Origin of the sequence: Bacillus sp. FS02 (assembly GCF_024398395.1) — a bacterium.
Taxonomy (GTDB): Bacteria; Bacillota; Bacilli; order Bacillales; family Bacillaceae; genus Bacillus; species Bacillus altitudinis.
In genome coordinates, this window is record NZ_CP074101.1 from 3019398 (window position 1) to 3038032 (window position 18635).

19 protein-coding genes are annotated in these 18635 nt (G+C 41.9%); 15 read left to right on the forward strand and 4 right to left on the reverse strand.

What is annotated here, in order from left to right:
• The first annotated feature begins 1 nt into the window (after window position 1).
• From KFQ09_RS15455 to KFQ09_RS15515, 13 genes are all read left to right on the forward strand, one after another.
• On the forward strand, window positions 2–526 hold the full coding sequence (locus KFQ09_RS15455; RefSeq protein ID WP_008343136.1) for an RDD family protein: 525 nt from the start codon (window positions 2–4) through the stop codon (window positions 524–526).
• A gap of 102 nt (window positions 527–628) precedes the next feature.
• Complete coding sequence (locus KFQ09_RS15460; protein ID WP_017358280.1) at window positions 629–1336, forward strand: DUF2953 domain-containing protein; 708 nt, start codon at window positions 629–631, stop codon at window positions 1334–1336.
• Between the two features lie 14 nt (window positions 1337–1350).
• Entirely contained in the window at window positions 1351–1803 is a 453-nt protein-coding gene (ytfJ, locus tag KFQ09_RS15465; protein ID WP_007501733.1) for a GerW family sporulation protein, read from the forward strand.
• A 112-nt stretch (window positions 1804–1915) separates the two neighbouring features.
• Entirely contained in the window at window positions 1916–2416 is a 501-nt protein-coding gene (gene tpx, locus KFQ09_RS15470) for a thiol peroxidase (protein WP_007501731.1), read from the forward strand.
• 88 nt (window positions 2417–2504) lie between these two features.
• The gene (locus tag KFQ09_RS15475; protein WP_255835809.1) at window positions 2505–3479 is read left to right on the forward strand and encodes a class I SAM-dependent methyltransferase; all 975 of its coding nucleotides are present in this window, start codon (window positions 2505–2507) and stop codon (window positions 3477–3479) included.
• Between the two features lie 229 nt (window positions 3480–3708).
• Entirely contained in the window at window positions 3709–4893 is a 1185-nt protein-coding gene (locus KFQ09_RS15480; RefSeq protein WP_007501728.1) for an acetate kinase, read from the forward strand.
• 99 nt (window positions 4894–4992) lie between these two features.
• Window positions 4993–5508, forward strand: a complete 516-nt coding sequence (locus tag KFQ09_RS15485; RefSeq protein WP_017367838.1) for a MogA/MoaB family molybdenum cofactor biosynthesis protein — start codon at window positions 4993–4995, stop codon at window positions 5506–5508.
• 173 nt (window positions 5509–5681) lie between these two features.
• Complete coding sequence (locus KFQ09_RS15490) at window positions 5682–6893, forward strand: argininosuccinate synthase (protein ID WP_008343148.1); 1212 nt, start codon at window positions 5682–5684, stop codon at window positions 6891–6893.
• Window positions 6890–8263, forward strand: coding sequence for an argininosuccinate lyase (argH, locus tag KFQ09_RS15495; protein WP_025207780.1), 1374 nt, complete (start codon window positions 6890–6892; stop codon window positions 8261–8263). The genes KFQ09_RS15490 and argH overlap by 4 nt, the downstream gene beginning before the upstream one ends.
• A 119-nt stretch (window positions 8264–8382) precedes the next feature.
• Window positions 8383–9288, forward strand: coding sequence for a phosphotransferase (locus tag KFQ09_RS15500; protein WP_255835810.1), 906 nt, complete (start codon window positions 8383–8385; stop codon window positions 9286–9288).
• Window positions 9289–9383: 95 nt separating this feature from the next.
• Entirely contained in the window at window positions 9384–10139 is a 756-nt protein-coding gene (locus tag KFQ09_RS15505) for an SDR family oxidoreductase (RefSeq protein ID WP_035391151.1), read from the forward strand.
• Between the two features lie 67 nt (window positions 10140–10206).
• Complete coding sequence (locus KFQ09_RS15510; RefSeq protein WP_035391153.1) at window positions 10207–10890, forward strand: metal-dependent hydrolase; 684 nt, start codon at window positions 10207–10209, stop codon at window positions 10888–10890.
• Between the two features lie 144 nt (window positions 10891–11034).
• The gene (locus KFQ09_RS15515) at window positions 11035–12357 is read left to right on the forward strand and encodes a CBS domain-containing protein (RefSeq protein ID WP_017358275.1); all 1323 of its coding nucleotides are present in this window, start codon (window positions 11035–11037) and stop codon (window positions 12355–12357) included.
• Window positions 12358–12559: 202 nt separating this feature from the next.
• Here KFQ09_RS15515 and KFQ09_RS15520 read toward each other — a convergent pair whose 3' ends face one another.
• Complete coding sequence (locus KFQ09_RS15520) at window positions 12560–12862, reverse strand: YtpI family protein (protein ID WP_003216665.1); 303 nt, start codon at window positions 12860–12862, stop codon at window positions 12560–12562.
• A gap of 147 nt (window positions 12863–13009) precedes the next feature.
• Between KFQ09_RS15520 and KFQ09_RS15525 the strand changes: the two genes are divergently transcribed.
• Window positions 13010–13951, forward strand: a complete 942-nt coding sequence (locus KFQ09_RS15525; RefSeq protein WP_025207776.1) for a DHH family phosphoesterase — start codon at window positions 13010–13012, stop codon at window positions 13949–13951.
• Window positions 13952–14000: 49 nt separating this feature from the next.
• Here KFQ09_RS15525 and KFQ09_RS15530 read toward each other — a convergent pair whose 3' ends face one another.
• The 3 genes from KFQ09_RS15530 to KFQ09_RS15540 all read right to left on the reverse strand — a co-directional run bounded on the left by KFQ09_RS15530 (window position 14001) and on the right by KFQ09_RS15540 (window position 15136).
• Window positions 14001–14186, reverse strand: coding sequence for a YtzJ family protein (locus tag KFQ09_RS15530; RefSeq protein ID WP_008346082.1), 186 nt, complete (start codon window positions 14184–14186; stop codon window positions 14001–14003).
• Between the two features lie 108 nt (window positions 14187–14294).
• A complete protein-coding gene (gene ytrI / locus KFQ09_RS15535; protein ID WP_025207775.1) occupies window positions 14295–14798 on the reverse strand; it encodes a sporulation membrane protein YtrI in 504 nt (167 codons plus the stop codon).
• Entirely contained in the window at window positions 14795–15136 is a 342-nt protein-coding gene (locus KFQ09_RS15540) for a sporulation membrane protein YtrH (protein WP_007501717.1), read from the reverse strand. Before KFQ09_RS15540 ends, ytrI begins: the two co-directional genes overlap by 4 nt.
• A gap of 137 nt (window positions 15137–15273) precedes the next feature.
• Between KFQ09_RS15540 and dnaE the strand changes: the two genes are divergently transcribed.
• Window positions 15274–18609 (forward strand): DNA polymerase III subunit alpha, encoded by a 3336-nt coding sequence (dnaE, locus tag KFQ09_RS15545; RefSeq protein ID WP_255835811.1) that lies wholly within the window; start codon window positions 15274–15276, stop codon window positions 18607–18609.
• The last annotated feature ends 26 nt before the right edge of the window (window positions 18610–18635 follow it).

Consider the following 18635-nt stretch of genomic DNA (forward strand, 5'->3'; position numbering starts at 1 on the left):
GATGGATTCTACATTCGATGAAGTAACGGAAAGTCGCAGCCAAGAGGGAGAATCAAGGCCGACTCTTGCGAAGCGCACTTCAATTGAAGCGCAGGCCTTTGCAGGTTTCTGGATTAGATTTTGGGCATTTATCCTAGATTGGCTCGTCGTATGGGGTGTTAACCATTTGACGGTTTCTCCAATCTTTAGTCTCTTTGGCTGGTCAAAAGGGGGAGGTTGGTTTTCCCCATTTTCCGTCACAACGACAATTGTCTTTCTGCTTTATTTTGCGATCATGACGAAGATTTTCCAACAAACACTTGGAAAGATGGTGTTTGGAATCAAAGTCGTCTCACTTCAGCCGGAGAAGAAGCTGCCATGGGATGTCATTTTCTTTAGAGAAATTGTGGGGCGATATATTAATACGCTTTTTGTTCTCTATGCCGTGGTTGGGTTTACGCCGAAAAAGCAAGGGGTTCATGACTACTTTGCAGATACGGTGGTTGTTCATGAACATTTATATGAAAAAACAGAATCAAACGCATAATCAAAGAGAGTTTGGCCGGGTACCGGTCAAACTCTTTTTTTTGGGTGATTGGGTATAAAATCCAGAAGGAGAGCCATAATCGTAGAGGAAGCATCATTTGTTATGGAGGAAGTGAGCACAGTGCTGTACGTTTGGATCGCAGCTTTTTTGTTCCTTGTGATCTTATTGATCTTTATGAAAGTGACCATTTCACTGGACTATTCACATGCAAATGACAATGACCATATTGCGGTGAAGATCATCACCTTATATGGAATCGTCAGACTGAAGAAAGACATTCCGATGGTGAAAGTGAATACGGAAGATCAAACGATTGATATTCGTGAAAAGAAAATGGCCAGCACCAAAACGCCTAATCAAGAAAAAGAAACCATGCATAAAAAAGTGGGAAAACGTGATGTAAAGGAAATCCTTCATCAAATGGAGCGTATTACAAAAGAAATTGTCGATCTAAACCGGATCATGCGAAAGTTTTTCATTCATATAAAAATCGTCTCATTTCACTGGTCCACATGGATTGGTTTTCATGACGCAGCTTTAACAGGTGTAGCAGCCGGTGGTGTGTGGTCAGTCAAAGGAGCACTTCTTGCCTTTATGCAGGAGCACCTCACCTTTAAGCACAAACCCGTCTATGAAGTGATTCCCGCTTTTCAGCACAAAGTATCACAGACACACTTTGCATGTATAGCTTATTTTCGGATTGGACATGCTATGCTTGCAGCCATTCGATTACTTGTCCATTGGTTAAAAGGGAGAAAGGCGAGAAAAAATGCCTCTCTTCAAGCAACGAAGAATGAATCATCTGTTTAAGGAGGAACCCGAAAATGGCAGATCATCCAATCCAAGGTCTGATGAAGACAGCGATGGAAAACTTAAAAGAAATGATTGATGTGAACACGATCATCGGCGATCCAGTCGAAACCCCTGACGGCAGTGTCATTCTCACTGTGTCAAAGGTTGGTTTTGGATTTGCAGCCGGCGGCAGTGAATTCAACGGTAACCAAAAGAAAGAAAAACGGTCTGATGAACAAGAACGAAAAGAACCGAGACTCCCATTTGGAGGCGGAAGTGGTGGGGGAGTATCGATTACACCAATCGCCTTTTTAATTGTGGGAACAAATGGCGTACGAATGCTTCATTTGGATGAACACACACATCTGCTCGATAAAATATTGGATTCTGCTCCTCAAGCAATTGAACGTCTTCAGCACATGTTTAAGAAGGATGAACGGGAGCATCGTCACAAAGAACGAAAACTAGATGACATAGACCTTTAAAAAGTTAGCTGCCCTGCAGTTAACTTTTTTTTCAAAATGGACGATTAGGCTTTGCAGTTTTTTGCTTTCTCTACTATGATAGAACCATACATTTGATAAGGGAGGAATTGTTTTGGCATCGATCACATTTAAAGGGAGCCCAGTAACGCTTGTAGGAAATGAAGTGAAAGTAGGCGAGCAGGCTCCAGATTTTACGGTATTAACGAACTCACTAGGGGAAGTTTCACTTTCTGATTTAACAGGAAAAGTGACGATTATCTCAGTGATTCCTTCTATTGATACAGGTGTGTGTGACGCACAAACAAGACGTTTCAATGAAGAGGCAGCCGGTTTAGGTCCGGTCAATATCTATACCATTAGTGCAGACCTACCATTTGCACAAGCACGCTGGTGCGGAGCAAACGGAATTGAAAATGTCGAAACATTATCTGATCATAGAGATATGTCATTTGGTGAAGCGTTTGGTTTATATATGAAAGAATTGCGTTTATTGGCGCGTGCGGTCTTCGTATTAGACCCAAGCGGAAAAGTCGTTTACACTGAGTATGTAAGCGAAGCAACCAATCATCCAAATTATGAAAAAGCCATTGAGGCTGCGAAATCACTGTTATAAAAGCAGCATCGACAAGAGCTCCGGCTTCATACTGGGGCTCTTTTCAATGAGAACATATAGCTTTTAACAAAGCGAGGAGAGAAAAGCATTGCAGAAAGATCAAGTGAGTACGATTTTTGAGCTGCTCGATACAGCTTCTATTCGATTGAAAAAGGAACAGAGCATTTCCTATATTGAGGCATTGGCAGAAGCAGGAGAAGCCTTTTTCCAAGCAAATGATCGAAACGGTTTATTAAAGGATTTAATAGAGAAAGCAGATTTTGCTTCTTATGATCATGAGCAGATTCGTAAAGCGTTTCAGCTCGCCGTACTGAAAGGACAAAAAGATATTTCACATCCAAACCGGCAGATGACACCTGATACAATTGGTCTGTTTGTCAGCTATTTGGTCAATAAATTTTTAGAAGGACAAAAAGAGCTGGTTGTCTTTGATCCAGCAGCGGGAACAGGGAATTTACTGCTTGCGGTCCTCAACAATGTAACAGCAGAAACAACACGCGGTTTTGCCTCTGAAATTGATGACGTGCTCATTAAAATTGCGTGGGCACAAGCGAACTTAGAAGAAAAAGAAGTAGAGCTTTTCCACCAGGACAGCCTTGAGCCGCTTCTTATCTCACCAGCAGATGTTGCTGTATGCAGTCTTCCTGTCGGGTATTATCCAAATGATGAGCGCGCTAAAGACTATGAATTAAAGGCAAAAGAAGGTCATTCCTTTGCGCATTATTTATTCATTGAGCAAAGTCTTCGTTACACGAAAGAAGGCGGCTTCTTATTCTTCATTATTCCAAACGATTTGTTTGAAGGAAAAGAAAGCGTACAATTAAAGGATTTCATCAAAGAACATGCATATATGAATGCGTTAATTCAGCTGCCAGTCTCTATGTTCAAAGACAAAAAGCATGCAAAAAGCTTATTTGTGATGCAAAAGAAAAAAGAGGGGCTCGAAGCACCGAAACGTATGCTATTTGCCAATCTGCCATCTTTCTCACAGAAAGAAGCAATGGTTGGCGTCATGAGAAAATTAGACCAATGGTTTATAGAAGAAAAAGAAACGAAAGAATAGCCAGAGTGATGTCTGGCTATTTTATTATTCAGAAAATAACGACTTATTGATGTAAGCGGTAACAGTTCGAAGGTGTACTTGAAATGCAAAGTTTTCAATGTTTAAATGAAAAAGTCAGATATTTTTCGGACTTATCGTTAAACTATAAAAGACCCGTTCAAACAGGTTGAATATAGCACCGAAAAAACGTGAAACCTTATATAACAACTGAGTAAAAGGAGCGACAGTAATGTCCAAAATTATTGCAATCAACGCAGGAAGCTCATCTCTTAAATTCCAATTGTTCGACATGCCAGAAGAAACCGTTTTAACAAAAGGTCTTGTTGAAAGAATCGGAATGGACAACAGTATCTTCACGATTTCTGTAGATGGAGAAAAGAAAACAGAAGTCACAGATATTCCAGATCATGCAGTAGCGGTTAAAATGCTACTTGAAAAACTAATTGAATTTAACATCATCAAAGATTTTAATGAAATTGATGGCGTAGGACACCGCGTCGTTCACGGCGGAGAAAAATTCAGCGATTCTGTTGTTTTAACAGATGAAGTCATCAATGACATTGATCAGCTTTCAGAGCTTGCACCACTTCACAACCCTGCAAACGTTGTAGGAATCAAAGCATTTAAACAAATTCTGCCTGACGTACCAGCGATTGCTGTGTTCGATACAGCGTTCCACCAAACAATGCCAGAGCAGTCTTACCTATACAGCCTTCCGTACGACTACTACAAAAACTTTGGTATTCGTAAATACGGATTCCACGGGACAAGCCATAAGTTCGTAACAGAGCGTGCAGCAGAGCTATTAGGCCGTCCTCTTGAAGAGCTTCGTTTGATTTCTTGCCACCTTGGAAATGGTGCAAGTATCGCAGCAGTTGAAGGCGGAAAATCAATCGATACGTCAATGGGCTTCACACCACTTGCGGGTGTTGCAATGGGAACACGTTCAGGTAACATTGACCCTGCCCTTATTCCATTTATTATGGAGAAAACAGGACATACAGCTGAAGAAGTACTTTCTACTTTGAATAAGAAGAGTGGTCTTTTAGGTGTGTCTGGTCTTTCAAGTGATCTTCGTGATATCGAAGAAGCGACAGAAGAAGGAAACGACCGTGCAGAAGTAGCACTAGATATTTTTGCAAGCCGTATTCATAAATACATCGGTTCTTATGCAGCCAGAATGAATGGTGTAGATGCCATCATCTTCACAGCTGGAATCGGTGAAAACAGCTCAGAAGTGAGAGCACGTGTACTTCGTGGTCTAGAATTCATGGGCGTATACTGGGATCCATCTCTTAACAACATGAGAGGCGAAGAAGCATTCATCAGCTACCCTCACTCTCCTGTAAAAGTCATCGTGATTCCAACGAACGAAGAAGTCATGATTGCAAGAGACGTTATGCGTTTAGCGTAACATCCTTTTGAAGCTCTTTTCCTCAGCGGAAAAGGGCTTTTTTCTATTGAAATCAGCATGCTATAATGTGAGGCAATATGAAAGGAGCGGTGTGAAGAGATGAGCGCCCAAGAACATAAACGCGAAGCGAAAACGAGGCTTCATGTAAAAGTCATTACCGTCAGTGATACAAGGACAAAAGAAACAGATAAAAGCGGCCGTCTGATGATTGATTTGCTCAAAGAACAAGGGCATCTTATTCTTGCATACGATATTGTGAAAGATCACATTGGAGCGATTCAAGACGCCGTTTTAGAAGGAACAAGTGAAGCGAAGATTGATGCCGTCTTGTTAAACGGGGGAACTGGTATTGCATCAAGGGACGTCACGATTGAATCCATTACACCTCTTTTCTCAAAAGAGCTGCCGGGCTTTGGAGAAATTTTTCGCATGCTGAGCTATACAGAAGATATTGGATCAGCCGCTATCTTATCTAGAGCGACGGCAGGGGTGATTAACCAAAAAGCCGTTTTTGCCACACCAGGCTCTACCGGAGCAGTTCGGTTAGCCATGACCAAACTCATTATTCCAGAGCTTCCTCATGTCTTGCGAGAGCTTGAAAAAGATCAAAAATAGCCCAAAATGACTCTGCCAAGAAAATTTGGCAGAGTTTTTTTCATAAAGGGGTTGAAAAAACAATTTTTCCTTGTTACAGTGTATACATACTAAATGCATGTTTATAAATTAAAACTTATTTTTATGCAAAAAACATTCACAGAATCAAAACAAGCGAGAGGAGCTTTTCAAACATGTCACAAAATAAAAAAGTCGTATTAGCATATTCCGGAGGTCTTGATACCTCTGTTGCAGTTAAATGGTTACAGGAGCAAGGTTACGAAGTTGTTGCTTGCTGCCTGGACGTAGGTGAAGGTAAAGATTTAGCATTCGTTCAACAAAAAGCACTTCAAGTCGGAGCTGTTCAATCTTACATGATCGACGCAAAAGAAGAGTTTGCTGAAGAATTTGCACTTGCAGCACTGCAAGCACACACGATGTATGAAGGGAAATACCCGTTAGTATCTGCACTATCTCGTCCGCTCATTGCCAAAAAGTTAGTGGAAGTCGCAGAGAAAGAAAATGCCGTAGCCGTTGCACACGGATGTACAGGGAAAGGAAACGACCAAGTTCGTTTTGAAGTATCAATCAAAGCATTGAATCCAGACCTAGAAGTTCTTGCACCAGTGCGTGAATGGAAATGGTCTCGTGATGAAGAAATCGACTATGCACAAAAGCACGGTATTCCAATTCCGATTAACTTAGATAGCCCATATTCAATCGACCAAAACCTTTGGGGCAGAAGTAACGAATGTGGTATTTTAGAAGATCCTTGGGCAGCGCCGCCAGAAGGTGCTTATGATCTGACAAATCCACTTGAAAAAACACCTGACACACCTGAAATCATTGAAATCACGTTTGAAAAAGGAAAACCAACAGCGATTGACGGAATCCAGTATTCATTATCTGATCTGATCCTTCATTTAAATGAAGTTGCTGGCCAGCATGGTGTAGGCAGAATCGATCATGTTGAAAACCGTCTTGTTGGAATCAAATCTCGTGAAGTGTATGAGTGCCCAGGTGCAGTTACCCTATTAAAAGCACACAAAGAACTTGAAGACTTAACGCTTGTTAAAGAAGTAGCACACTTTAAGCCAATCGTTGAACAAAAAATGGCTGAATTAATATACAACGGCTTATGGTTCTCACCACTTAAATCAGCACTAGATGCATTCTTACAAGAAACGCAAAAGAACGTAACAGGTGTTGTACGTGTGAAACTATTTAAAGGCCATGCCATTGTAGAAGGACGTAAATCACCATATTCACTTTATGATGAAAATCTAGCAACTTACACAAAAGCAGATGAATTCGATCATGATGCAGCTGTAGGATTTATTAACCTTTGGGGTTTACCAACAAAAGTAAACAGCATCGTGAATAAAAAGGAGCAGGTTAAAGCATGAAAAAGCTTTGGGGAGGCCGATTTCAAAAAACACCAGAAAAATGGGTCGATGAGTTTGGTGCATCCATTCATTTCGACAAACAATTAGTCAAAGAAGATCTGACCGGCTCTCTTGCCCATGCAAGTATGCTGAATAAATGCGGTATCATCGGCGATGAGGAGGCCGCTGCAATCAAAGACGGACTGAATACGCTCATGAAAAAGGCAGAGGCGGATGAACTTGAATTCTCAGTGGATTATGAGGACATTCATTTAAACCTTGAAAAAATGCTCATTGATGAGATTGGTCCGCTTGGCGGCAAATTGCACACAGCGAGAAGCCGGAATGATCAGGTCGCAACCGATATGCATTTATATTTGAATAACCAAGTAGAGCATATCATTGAGCTGATCTCTTCTTTTCAAACAGTGCTTGTAGAAAAAGCTGAACAGCACGTTGAAACAATTTTTCCAGGATATACGCACTTACAGCGTGCACAGCCTATTTCCTTTGCCCATCATATGCTTGCCTACTTTTGGATGCTTGAGCGGGACAAAGCGCGTTTTCAAGATTCATTGAAGCGGATTAATGTGTCACCACTTGGATGCGGGGCGTTAGCAGGAACGACATTCCCAATTGATCGTGAATATACAGCAGAGCTTCTTGGCTTTGACCATATTTACGAGAACAGCCTTGATGGCGTGAGTGATCGTGATTTCATTTTAGAGTTCTTGTCTAATAGCAGTCTTGTGATGATGCACCTCTCACGTCTTTGTGAAGAAATCATTTTATGGTGCTCTCAAGAATTCAAATTCATTGAGCTTGATGACACGTACGCAACAGGCAGCAGCATGATGCCGCAAAAGAAAAACCCGGATATGGCTGAATTGATCCGCGGAAAAACAGGCAGGGTATATGGCAACCTGATGGGGCTGCTCACGATTATGAAAGGCTTGCCGCTTACGTATAACAAAGACTTGCAAGAAGATAAAGAAGGCATGTTTGATACGGTGAAAACGATCGCTGGCAGCCTGCAAATCTTCACAGGCATGATTCAAACAATGACAGTGAACGAAGATGTCATGAAAAAAGCAACAAAAGAAGATTTCTCAAATGCGACCGAAGTGGCAGACTACCTTGCGAAAAAAGGTATGCCATTCCGTGAAGCACACGAAATCGTTGGGAAGCTTGTGTATACATGCATTCAAAAAGGCATCTATTTAAGTGACCTTCCATTTGAAACATTTACAGAAGCAAGCGGCCTCTTTGAACAAGATATTTACACTGTTCTTGATCCGTATGTTGCTGTTGAAAAAAGAACAAGTGCAGGTGGAACTGGATTTAAACAAATTCAGCTCGCTTTAGAAAAAGCAAAAGCCTGCCTAGCATAATTCGCCAAAACCATTCGTTTATACGGATGGTTTTTTGTCATGGGAAAAAGGAGATTGATCTTCACTGGAGAAAATGAAAGCATACCAGTGTCAAGCTGAATAAGGAGTGACAATAGTTCATGAAGAAAACGCTTCAGACTTTGTTTGATCAGCCTATCGTATCAGTGAAAACGTTAGGAGAACCATACGACGGCAGGGCTAATGATGTGTGGCTGATTTCCTTACAAGACCAAACGGAATATGTAGTGAAATCTCCAAAAACTGCAAGAGAAGAAAGTGAATTTGTGTATGGGATCAACATGATTTATGGAGTAGATGCCCGTACTGTACAAGAGCATCTTGATGAAATCAATGAAAAGCTGGCTCATACGAATTCCTTTCATATTCCGAAAGTTGTTCGTAAAGTGAAGAAGGCGGGGAAACACTTTTACGTCATGGATAAAGTAGAAGGAATCCCTTTAACATCTTTTGAGGGCCGTTCAGCACAATTCTATAGGGATTACGGGAGGAAACTAGCGCATCTTCATTCATATCAAACAACCTTTTTCGGTGCAGTATACGGGGGAGAAAAGAGACATTTGAGAGAATTCCATGCGCTGTTAAAAAAGACAGTCTCCAAACTCATCAGCCGCTATTACACTCATCAGCCTGAATTTCAGGATTATGCAGAAAAGGTGCAGCAAAAGCTTGAAACGCTAAGTCCTCCTGATGCAGCCAGTCTCATTTTAATTGATTTAGACCCATCGCAATATATTGAAGACGATGATCAAGTGGCGAGTCTAGTTGATACGGAATATGTGGTATTTGGACCAGCTGCGTTTGATTTTATTGCACTCGAATACCTTTTGACGAAAGAAGCTGCACAAGCGGTTCAATTAGGATATGAAGAGATTTGCCCGCTTCCTCGTCAGCTTCATGAGGTGAGAGAATGCTACCGGTTTGTTTCGCTGCTTCTCGATATCCATGGTTCATGGGATATGAAAAAGTGGATGAATCACCCTATACGGTTTTCCCCTCATTGTTAAAGGGTTCAAAAGTGCGAAGGGAGCCGGTTTATAGTAAAGTAAAGATAACAAAAGAAACACATGAACTTGCAACCTTTGCTTTAGGAGGAGATTGTGTGCGACACGCATTAATAACAGCGGGTTCTAAAGGACTTGGCAGGAAAGTCACCGAGTCTTTACTGAATATGGGGTATTCTGTGACAGTGAATTATCGAAGTGATGATGAAGCTGTCCGGCAGATGAAAGAAGAACTGCAAGAATACGAAGAAAAGCTTCAATTTGTCCAAGGCGATGTGACAAACAGAGAAGATTTAAAAAACATGGTCGAGCTGGCAGTAGAACGATTTGGGCGGATTGATGCCTTGATCAATAATGCTGGACCTTATATTTTTGAACGAAAAAAACTCGCGGATTACTCTGAAGACGAATGGTATCAAATGATGGAAGGCAACCTATCCGCAGTGTTCCATTTGTTCCGAATGGTGATCCCTATGATGAGAAAACAAGGCTTTGGCCGGATTATCACATATGGCTTCCAAGGAGCAGACCATGCGCCAGGCTGGATGCACAGATCAGCTTTCGGAGCGGCAAAAGTGGGCCTTGCGTCATTGACGAAAACCATTGCGATTGAAGAAGCCGAAAACGGCATCACCGCTAATATGGTGTGTCCAGGCAAAATCGTTGGAGACATGAAAGAATCAACGATAGAAGAAGCACGTCAGATAAAAGACGATGAAACACCGATTGGTCGGTCTGGGACAGGTGAGGATATCGGTCGTATCATTTCATTTCTATGTGATGACCGTTCAGACCTCATTACAGGAACCGTCATTGAAGCAACAGGTGGTCTTAATGTCATTCACAGGCACTAAGTTTTTCAGCTTTTTATAGAGGGAATAGAAAAAAATGAGATCAAATTCGAAAGGTGGATATATTTACATGAAAGCTACATATCATGGACATTCAGTCGTACACATTGAAACAAACGGATACCATATTTGGATTGATCCATTTTTAAATGGAAATAAGCACACGGATATCAAACCGCAAGATGTCAAAGCAGATGTGATTTTGCTCACGCACGGGCATGGAGATCACGTCGGAGACACGATTGAAATCGCTAAAAACAATGACGCACTTGTGATTGCGCCATTCGAACTTGCCACTTATTTAGGCTGGCAAGGGGTGAAAACACACCCGCTTTCTATAGGCGGCGGCCGTGAATTTGAATTTGGTAAAGTCAAGCTGACGCAAGCGTTCCATGGCTCAGCGGTCATTGATGAAGAATCCAAAACGATTACGTATACAGGTATGCCATCCGGTATTTTATTTACTGCTGAAGGTAAAACAATTTATCATGCTGGAGACACGGCTCTCTTCTCGGATATGAAACTCATTGGTGAGCTGAATCATATTGAGCTCGCCTTCCTGCCAATAGGTGATAACTTCACGATGGGACCAGACGATGCGAGAATCGCAGCAGAGTGGCTTCGTGCGAAACAAGTCGTACCGATTCATTACAGTACATTCCCGCCGATTGAGCAAGATCCTCATGCCTTTGCAGACAGCTTGCATGGCGGCGTGGGTCACGTATTAAACAGCGGAGAATCCATCGATATATAATCATGATAAACAAAAGCCGGCACCCTACCGGCTTTTTTATTTGCCTGTATCGTGCTCGTGTAAAAGACAAATTGCTATTAAAAGCCTCCTGCCTTTATAATGAAATATAGATGAAAACGCTGAAAACAAAAAGGGTGAACGGGATTGGCGACAAAGCATGAGCAAATTTTATCGTATATTGATTCATTGGATGTCGGAGAGAAAATTTCTGTCCGGCGTATAGCGAAAGAAATGAAAGTCAGTGAGGGCACGGCTTACCGGGCTATTAAGGATGCTGAAAATAAAGGGTTCGTGAGCACCATTGAACGAGTCGGTACCATTCGAATTGAACAGAAGAAAAAAGAAAATATTGAAAAGCTGACATATGCGGAAGTAGTCAATGTCATTGATGGTCAGGTGCTTGGCGGACGAGCCGGCTTACATAAAACGTTAAATAAATTTGTCATCGGTGCAATGGAACTGGATGCGATGATGCGATACACAGCAGCAGGCAACCTGTTGATCGTCGGAAACCGAATCAATGCTCACCGGCAAGCATTAGAGGCGGGAGCGGCTGTGCTGGTCACGGGCGGATTCTCAACAGATGATGAAATTATTCAGCTCGCAGATGAGCTTGAGCTGCCCATTTTATCAACAAGCTACGATACATTTACCGTAGCGGCTCTCATTAACCGGGCCATTTATGACCAGTTGATTAAAAAAGAAATTGTGCTTGTGGAGGATATTTTAACGCCGATAGAACGGACCGTCTATTTATCGCCAGAAGACAAACTTGAGAAATGGTATGAAAAGAATTATGAAACCGGGCACGGCCGGTTCCCGGTAGCAGACGATCAAATGAAAATTCACGGCATTTTGACCTCAAAAGATATTGCAGGCCATGACCGTTCTACACCGATTGAAAAGGTGATGACAAAAAATCCGCTGACCGTTATTGGCAAAACATCTGTCGCTTCAGCTGCACAAATGATGGTGTGGGAAGGTATTGAGGTGCTGCCAGTTGTAAATGATCATGCGAAGCTGATTGGGATGATTAGCCGTCAGGACGTGCTGAAGGCGCTACAAATGATTCAAAAGCAGCCGCAGGTCGGTGAAAAGCTGGATGATGTCGTGTCACGAGGATTTAAGGAGACTGAGACAGAAAAACCAAAAACAGATGCGGTGTACCAATATGAAGTCTCACCACAAATGACAAATCAACTCGGCAATATTTCGTACGGTGTGTTTACACAAATTTTAATCGAATCAGCCAACCGCTTCTTAAAGTCTCATAAAAAAGGCGAACTAATTGTAGAAAGTCTTTCTGTCTATTTCTTAAAACCGGTTCAAATGGAATCCACGATACAGATCAAACCGAATATTTTAGAAGTTGGGCGCAAGTTTGGAAAGCTGGAAGTGGAAGTTTACCATCAGTCAAATATTGTAGGCAAAGCGATGTTGATGGTGCAGCTGATGGAGAGAGGATAAAAGGCAAAAAAGGGCGGCATGAATGCGCCCTTTCAGCGTGTAAACAAACCCCTAGAATTCTTTGTCAGTCCTGCGTGCTGGTGCTCACGAATGACAAATTCGCTCTGTAAAAGTAGCTGTCCTTCCTAGACTGCAAAGGTTTTCTAACACGCTGAAAAGAAGAGAAAGGGCTAAAATCAAGTTCATTTTAGCCCTTTCTCTATTATGCGTGGTCTTTTTCGCCTTCCTTTAAAAAGAGCGGAAGATAGTGCTTATAGGCTTTATATCCGGCCCATGTACTGCCGATACCAACTGCAACAAAAATAAACCCAATGACAAATGCGAGTGACGAGCGGTTTAAAAATAATTGATTCACACCGAAGAGCAGGACAAAGCAGCCAAGTGCCATACTTGATTTGGCAGACCAGAATTTCTTCTCGACCGGCCGGTTCGTACGGACATTCTTTGCTTTGTAGTATAAATAAAACATGGCAGAACAAATAATAAACACAATCAAAACAAGCATGTGCCAAGCCTCCATTGTAAGTGGTTACAACCCTATTTTAAACGTAAATAGGCTTGCTTACTAGAATAAATTGTCTATTCCTCACTTTTCTGTCTGGGTAGATTATGATTTAATAATAAAAAGAGTATCGCATAAGAAGGAGTATTTATGAAAAAAGAACTGATTAGAACCATATCATTATATGACACCATCATCATTCATAGACATGTAAGACCTGATCCAGACGCATATGGATCACAGTGCGGCCTTACGGAAATCTTGCGTGCCACCTATCCAGAAAAAAATATTTATGCGACAGGAACCCCTGAGCCATCCCTTTCATTTTTATATGAATTAGATGACGTGCCGGATGAAGTGTACAAAGGTGCCCTTGTCATTGTCTGTGACACTGCGAATCAAGCAAGAATTGATGATCAGCGTTATTCAATGGGCGATAAGCTGATGAAAATTGATCATCATCCGAATGAAGATCCGTATGGTGATTTGCTTTGGGTTGATACAGAAGCAAGCTCTGTTAGTGAAATGATTTATGAGCTGTATTTAGAGGGGAAAGAAGAAGGATATCAGCTGAATACAAAGGCGGCAGAACTCATTTATGCCGGCATTGTAGGAGACACAGGCCGTTTCCTTTTCCCAAACACAACGAAAAAGACACTCAAATATGCGGGTGAACTCATCGAATATCCGTTTTCATCATCAGACCTTTTCAATCAATTGTATGAGACAGATTTGAATGTCGTGAAATTAAATGGCTATATTTTTCAACATATCTCCTTATCAGAGAATGGCGTAGCTTCTGTTTTTATTAAACGTGACATTTTGGAGTCATTCCAAACAACAGCGCAGCAAGCCTCACAGCTTGTTGGAACACTTGGAAATATTGCAGGGATTAAGGCATGGGTCTTTTTTGTGGAAGAGAACGATCAGATTCGTGTGAGATTCCGCTCAAAAGGCGTCGTCATTAACACCATTGCTAAAAAATATCATGGCGGAGGTCACCCGCTTGCAGCCGGTGCGTCCATATATGATTGGGCAGTTGCAGATGAGATTTTGCGTGATTTAGAAGAAGTATGTAAATCATCATCGTGAGAGAGGGGCTTCAAGTTCCCCCTCTCTTTTTTGAGCTTTGAGAAAAGGGTTACTTGGATACAGGGATAAACCAGCAGCCGATGTCAGTTGAATCTTCATAGGCTTGGAGATTTTGATGCTTTAATTCTTTTTTAATTAAATGGGCCATCATTTCTGTCTCAGCATAAGCACACATGCCGTCTTTAATCCGGCTTGCTTTGTCTCGTGCCATTTGACGATAGCTGTAAACCTCCATTGTTCTCACCTCTTTCTTTGATCATCTCGTTCTTCTTTTAGTGTATAAAAATAACAAGTGAAAAGCGATCATTGAGTGCAGAAATTCATAAAAATTCCACATCATCTATTATTCAGCAAAGGAAATACGCACTTCAAGCGAAAGTTTTGTATAGATGGTCAGCTCTGTGACTTTGGCGCGGTATGCCTTTTCTCTAATCGTATATTCTTTATTTTCCACGGTCCGTTTTAAGAGCTCTTTTGTTTTATAGACACTTTCAATATCCTTTGTGATCACCTCTGAGATATCCTCTTTCACCTGATCTTCAAATTTCAAGGTATCTGGCTCCGGGATTTTGTACTGCTCACGGTTGACGAGGTGAACGTCTACGCTCTGAATAAGCAGACGCTGCTTATTGTCTTCATTTAATTTATGCAAATCTTCCCGATAGAGTGTGATTTGTTCTTTCAGACTGTCCATATGGTGCTGCTGGCTTCTGAGCAGTGTCACTTGTTTCTCCTGAAAGGTGCCGTACGTAAAGAGAAAAATCAGCCAGCTGATAACTGCGCCGAACATCATCCCAGCAAAAAAACGCTGCCAGCCTGGACGTTTATACAGCTCAGGCACCCTCATGATGACACATGCTCCTGAGTGAGCCACGTAATCAGGAGATACCCCGTTTGCGCACCGCCCATAGCAGAGATAATGAGCAAGATCTGCTTGAAAATATCACGTGTGTTCCCTTCGAAAATCCCTCTTTCAAAACTATACACCGCATCAAAAGTTCCACCGATTGCCGCAACAAGTGCCCAAATTTTTAAGCGGTTGGCAAGACTTGAAATAATTGATAGCGGTGGCTGACCAGATAAATATGCACCTACCCCGCCGATAATGGCACCACCCAAAATAACCCCTAGTGCGATAAAATAACAGCTAATAAAGTTTGGAATAAAGGCTTCCTTCACATCCATTTTTCCCACCTCACTCTATTCAATATATGGTGTGTGCTGGACAAGTATGAACGAGCGGAAAAGAAAGAACATTTGTTTCTCACCGCATCGCGTTTTATAATGAAAGAATGAATTTAGACGAAAGGAGTGGATTAAGCATGTCCTATGTTCATCTTCAGGTCCACAGTGGATACAGCTTGTTGAGCAGTGCAGCGAAGGTCAAGGAGCTCGTATTAAAGGCGAAAGAACTTGGCTATCAAGCGCTCGCTCTTACCGATGACCATGTGATGTATGGAACGGTTGAGTTTTATAAGGAATGTAAAACACATGGCATCAAGCCGATTATCGGTTTAACAGCCTCTGTCTTCATAGATGAACAAGAGACAGAGGCTTATCCTTTGATCCTCCTTGCCAAAAACAATGAAGGCTATCAAAACTTGATCAAAATTAGCAGTGTCTTGAAATCAAAGTCAAAAACCGGCCTGAAAGAGAAATGGCTGAAAGCCTATCATCATGGCCTTATTGCCATCACACCAGGCGTATCCGGCTATATTGAAACGCTGCTGCAACATGATCAGCTAGATGAAGCAAGGGATGCAGCCAGCCATTTAAAAGATCTTTTTGGTGAGGAACATGTGTATTTAGCCGTTCAGCCGTTTCAGCAGGACGAAGAGCTGTCTCATAAGCTCAGGGAACTCTCAAAAAGGGCGAACATCCCGCTTGTGGCAACAGGTGACGTCCACTATATCCATCAAGAGGACAAAACCGCATATACATGTTTAAAAGCCATTAAAGCAGGCCAGCAGCTATCAGAAATTGAGGAAGACCAAGGAGACAAGCATTTCAGATCGATCGAAGAAATGATGAAGTGGTATGGTGATAATCCAGAATTGCTGGCAAGAACGGTTGAGATTGCAAACCGCTGCGAGGTCGATTTAAATCTTGGCCAGACGAAACTGCCAACCTATCCGACGCCTGATCAATCAACCGCTGATCAATTTTTACGAAGAGTGTGCCAAGAAGGCATGAACCGAAGACAGATTGCTTCAAATGACACATATATCAAAAGGCTTGAGTATGAGCTGAGCATCATTCAAAAAATGAATTTCAGTGATTATTTCCTCATTGTGTGGGATTTTATGAAGTATGCTCATGATCATGGCATTGTCACAGGTCCTGGCCGGGGATCAGCAGCAGGCTCTTTAGTTGCGTATGTTCTGTTTATTACAGATGTCGATCCGATCCGTCACGGGCTTTTATTTGAGCGTTTTTTAAATCCTGAACGAATCAGCATGCCAGATATAGATATCGATTTTCCTGACACGAGAAGAGATGAAATCATTTCATATGTAAAAGACAAATATGGGGATATGCATGTGGCGCAAATTGTCACGTTTGGAACACTTGCCGCAAAGGCAGCTTTAAGAGATGTCGGACGTGTGATGGGAATTGATTCAAAAGCAGCAGACCGCCTTGCAAAGCTCATCCCATCAAAGCCAGGGACGACACTGAAAGAAGCGGTGACAGTCTCCTCAGAATTAAAAACACTGCTCCAGCAATCTGAAGAGCTGCAAAGAGTGTTTCAAACCGCTTTAAAGGTAGAAGGATTACCAAGACATACGTCAACACATGCAGCCGGCGTTGTCCTAAGTGAGGAGCCGCTCACACAAGTCGTGCCTATTCAAGAAGGGCATGATGGAGTGTATTTGACGCAATATGCGATGAATTATTTAGAAGATCTCGGTCTTTTAAAAATGGATTTTTTAGGTTTGAGAAACTTAACATTAATTGAATCCATTAAAAACCAGATTGAAAGACAGGAAAACGTCCACATTAACTTTAGTGACATTTCATATGAAGATCAGAAAACGTTTGATTTGTTATCAGCGGGAGATACAACGGGGATTTTCCAGCTGGAGTCACAAGGTATGCGTCAGGTGCTGAGGCGACTGAAACCTTCTAGTCTAGAAGATATCGTGGCTGTCAATGCCTTATACCGCCCGGGGCCGATGGAGAATATCCCCCTCTTTATCGACCGAAAGCATGGCAGAGTGAAAGTCTCCTACCCGCATCCAGATTTGTATGACATCTTAAAGGATACATATGGGGTCATCGTCTATCAGGAGCAAATCATGCTGATTGCAGCAAAGATGGCAGGCTTTAAGCTGGGCGAGGCCGATCTACTAAGAAGAGCCGTTTCAAAGAAGGATAAAAAGGTGCTTGATGAAGAGCGAAGCCATTTTGTTGAAGGATGCCTAAAAAAGGAGTATCCTGTTAACATTGCAAATGACGTTTATGACCTAATCGTCAAATTTGCAAACTATGGTTTTAATAGAAGCCATGCTGTTGCATATAGCATGATCGGCTTTCAGCTTGCTTATTTAAAAGCGCATTATCCGTTATATTTTATGTGCGGTCTTTTAACGAGTGTGATTGGAAATGAAGACAAAGTGGCTCAATATTTCTATGAGGCAAAGGAAAAAGGGATATCTGTGTTGAAGCCTTCTATTAATAAGAGCGAATTTCCATTCACGGTTGAAAAAGGGGAGATCCGCTACAGCTTAAGAGCGATTAAAAATGTCGGAGTGTCAGCTGTAAAGGATATATACAGAGCAAGACAGGAAAAGCCATTTGAAGATTTATTTGATTTTTGCGCAAGGGTATCAACAAAGAGTGTCAACCGAAAAACGATTGAAGCCCTCATTTTCTCAGGGGCAATGGATGAGCTTCATCCAAATCGTGCTTCGTTATTAGCATCGATAGATATTGCGTTAGACCATGTGTCATTTTTAACACCTGAGGATCAACTGGACTTTCTTGGGGATACAACGTTCTCCATTAAGCCAAAATATGCGGAGATAGACGAACTGCCGCTTGTTGATCTCCTGCAATTTGAAAAAGAGGCACTCGGGTTATATTTATCAAATCACCCTGTACAAGCGTATCGAGATCGCTTAAGAGAGAATGGTGCGGTGGAAATCATCAGACTTTCTTCCTATATAAAGCGAAAGATCTCAATGGGTGGTCTTTTGACAAAGGTGAAATCGATTCGGACAAAAAATGGACAATCGATGGCATTTGTCACATTCGGGGATGAAACGGGAGAAATGGAAGGTGTCGTCTTTCCAGAGCAATTTAGAAAGCTGTCCCCCTTACTTGAGGAGGGCGCAATGCTTTATGTTGAAGGCAGAATAGATGTCAGGAATGAGAGCAGTCAAATCATCGTACAAGAAGCTGTTCTACTGGAAGAGATGGGCTCTAAAAGAAAAGAATCTGTCTACATTCGAGTCAAAGAAGAGAACCATACGCAGGAGCTGCTAGAACAAGTGAAGCGAGTAATCTCCATGCACAGGGGAGAAGCAGATGTCTATTTGTATTATGAAAAGCAAAAAAAGACGATGAGACTTCCAGATGCATACAAAGTTCATGCAGATCATGCGGTCATTTTCCAGTTAAAAGAGCTGCTAGGTGAACAAAACGTTGTGATTAAATGATGACAAATCGTCTGAATATGTTTTAC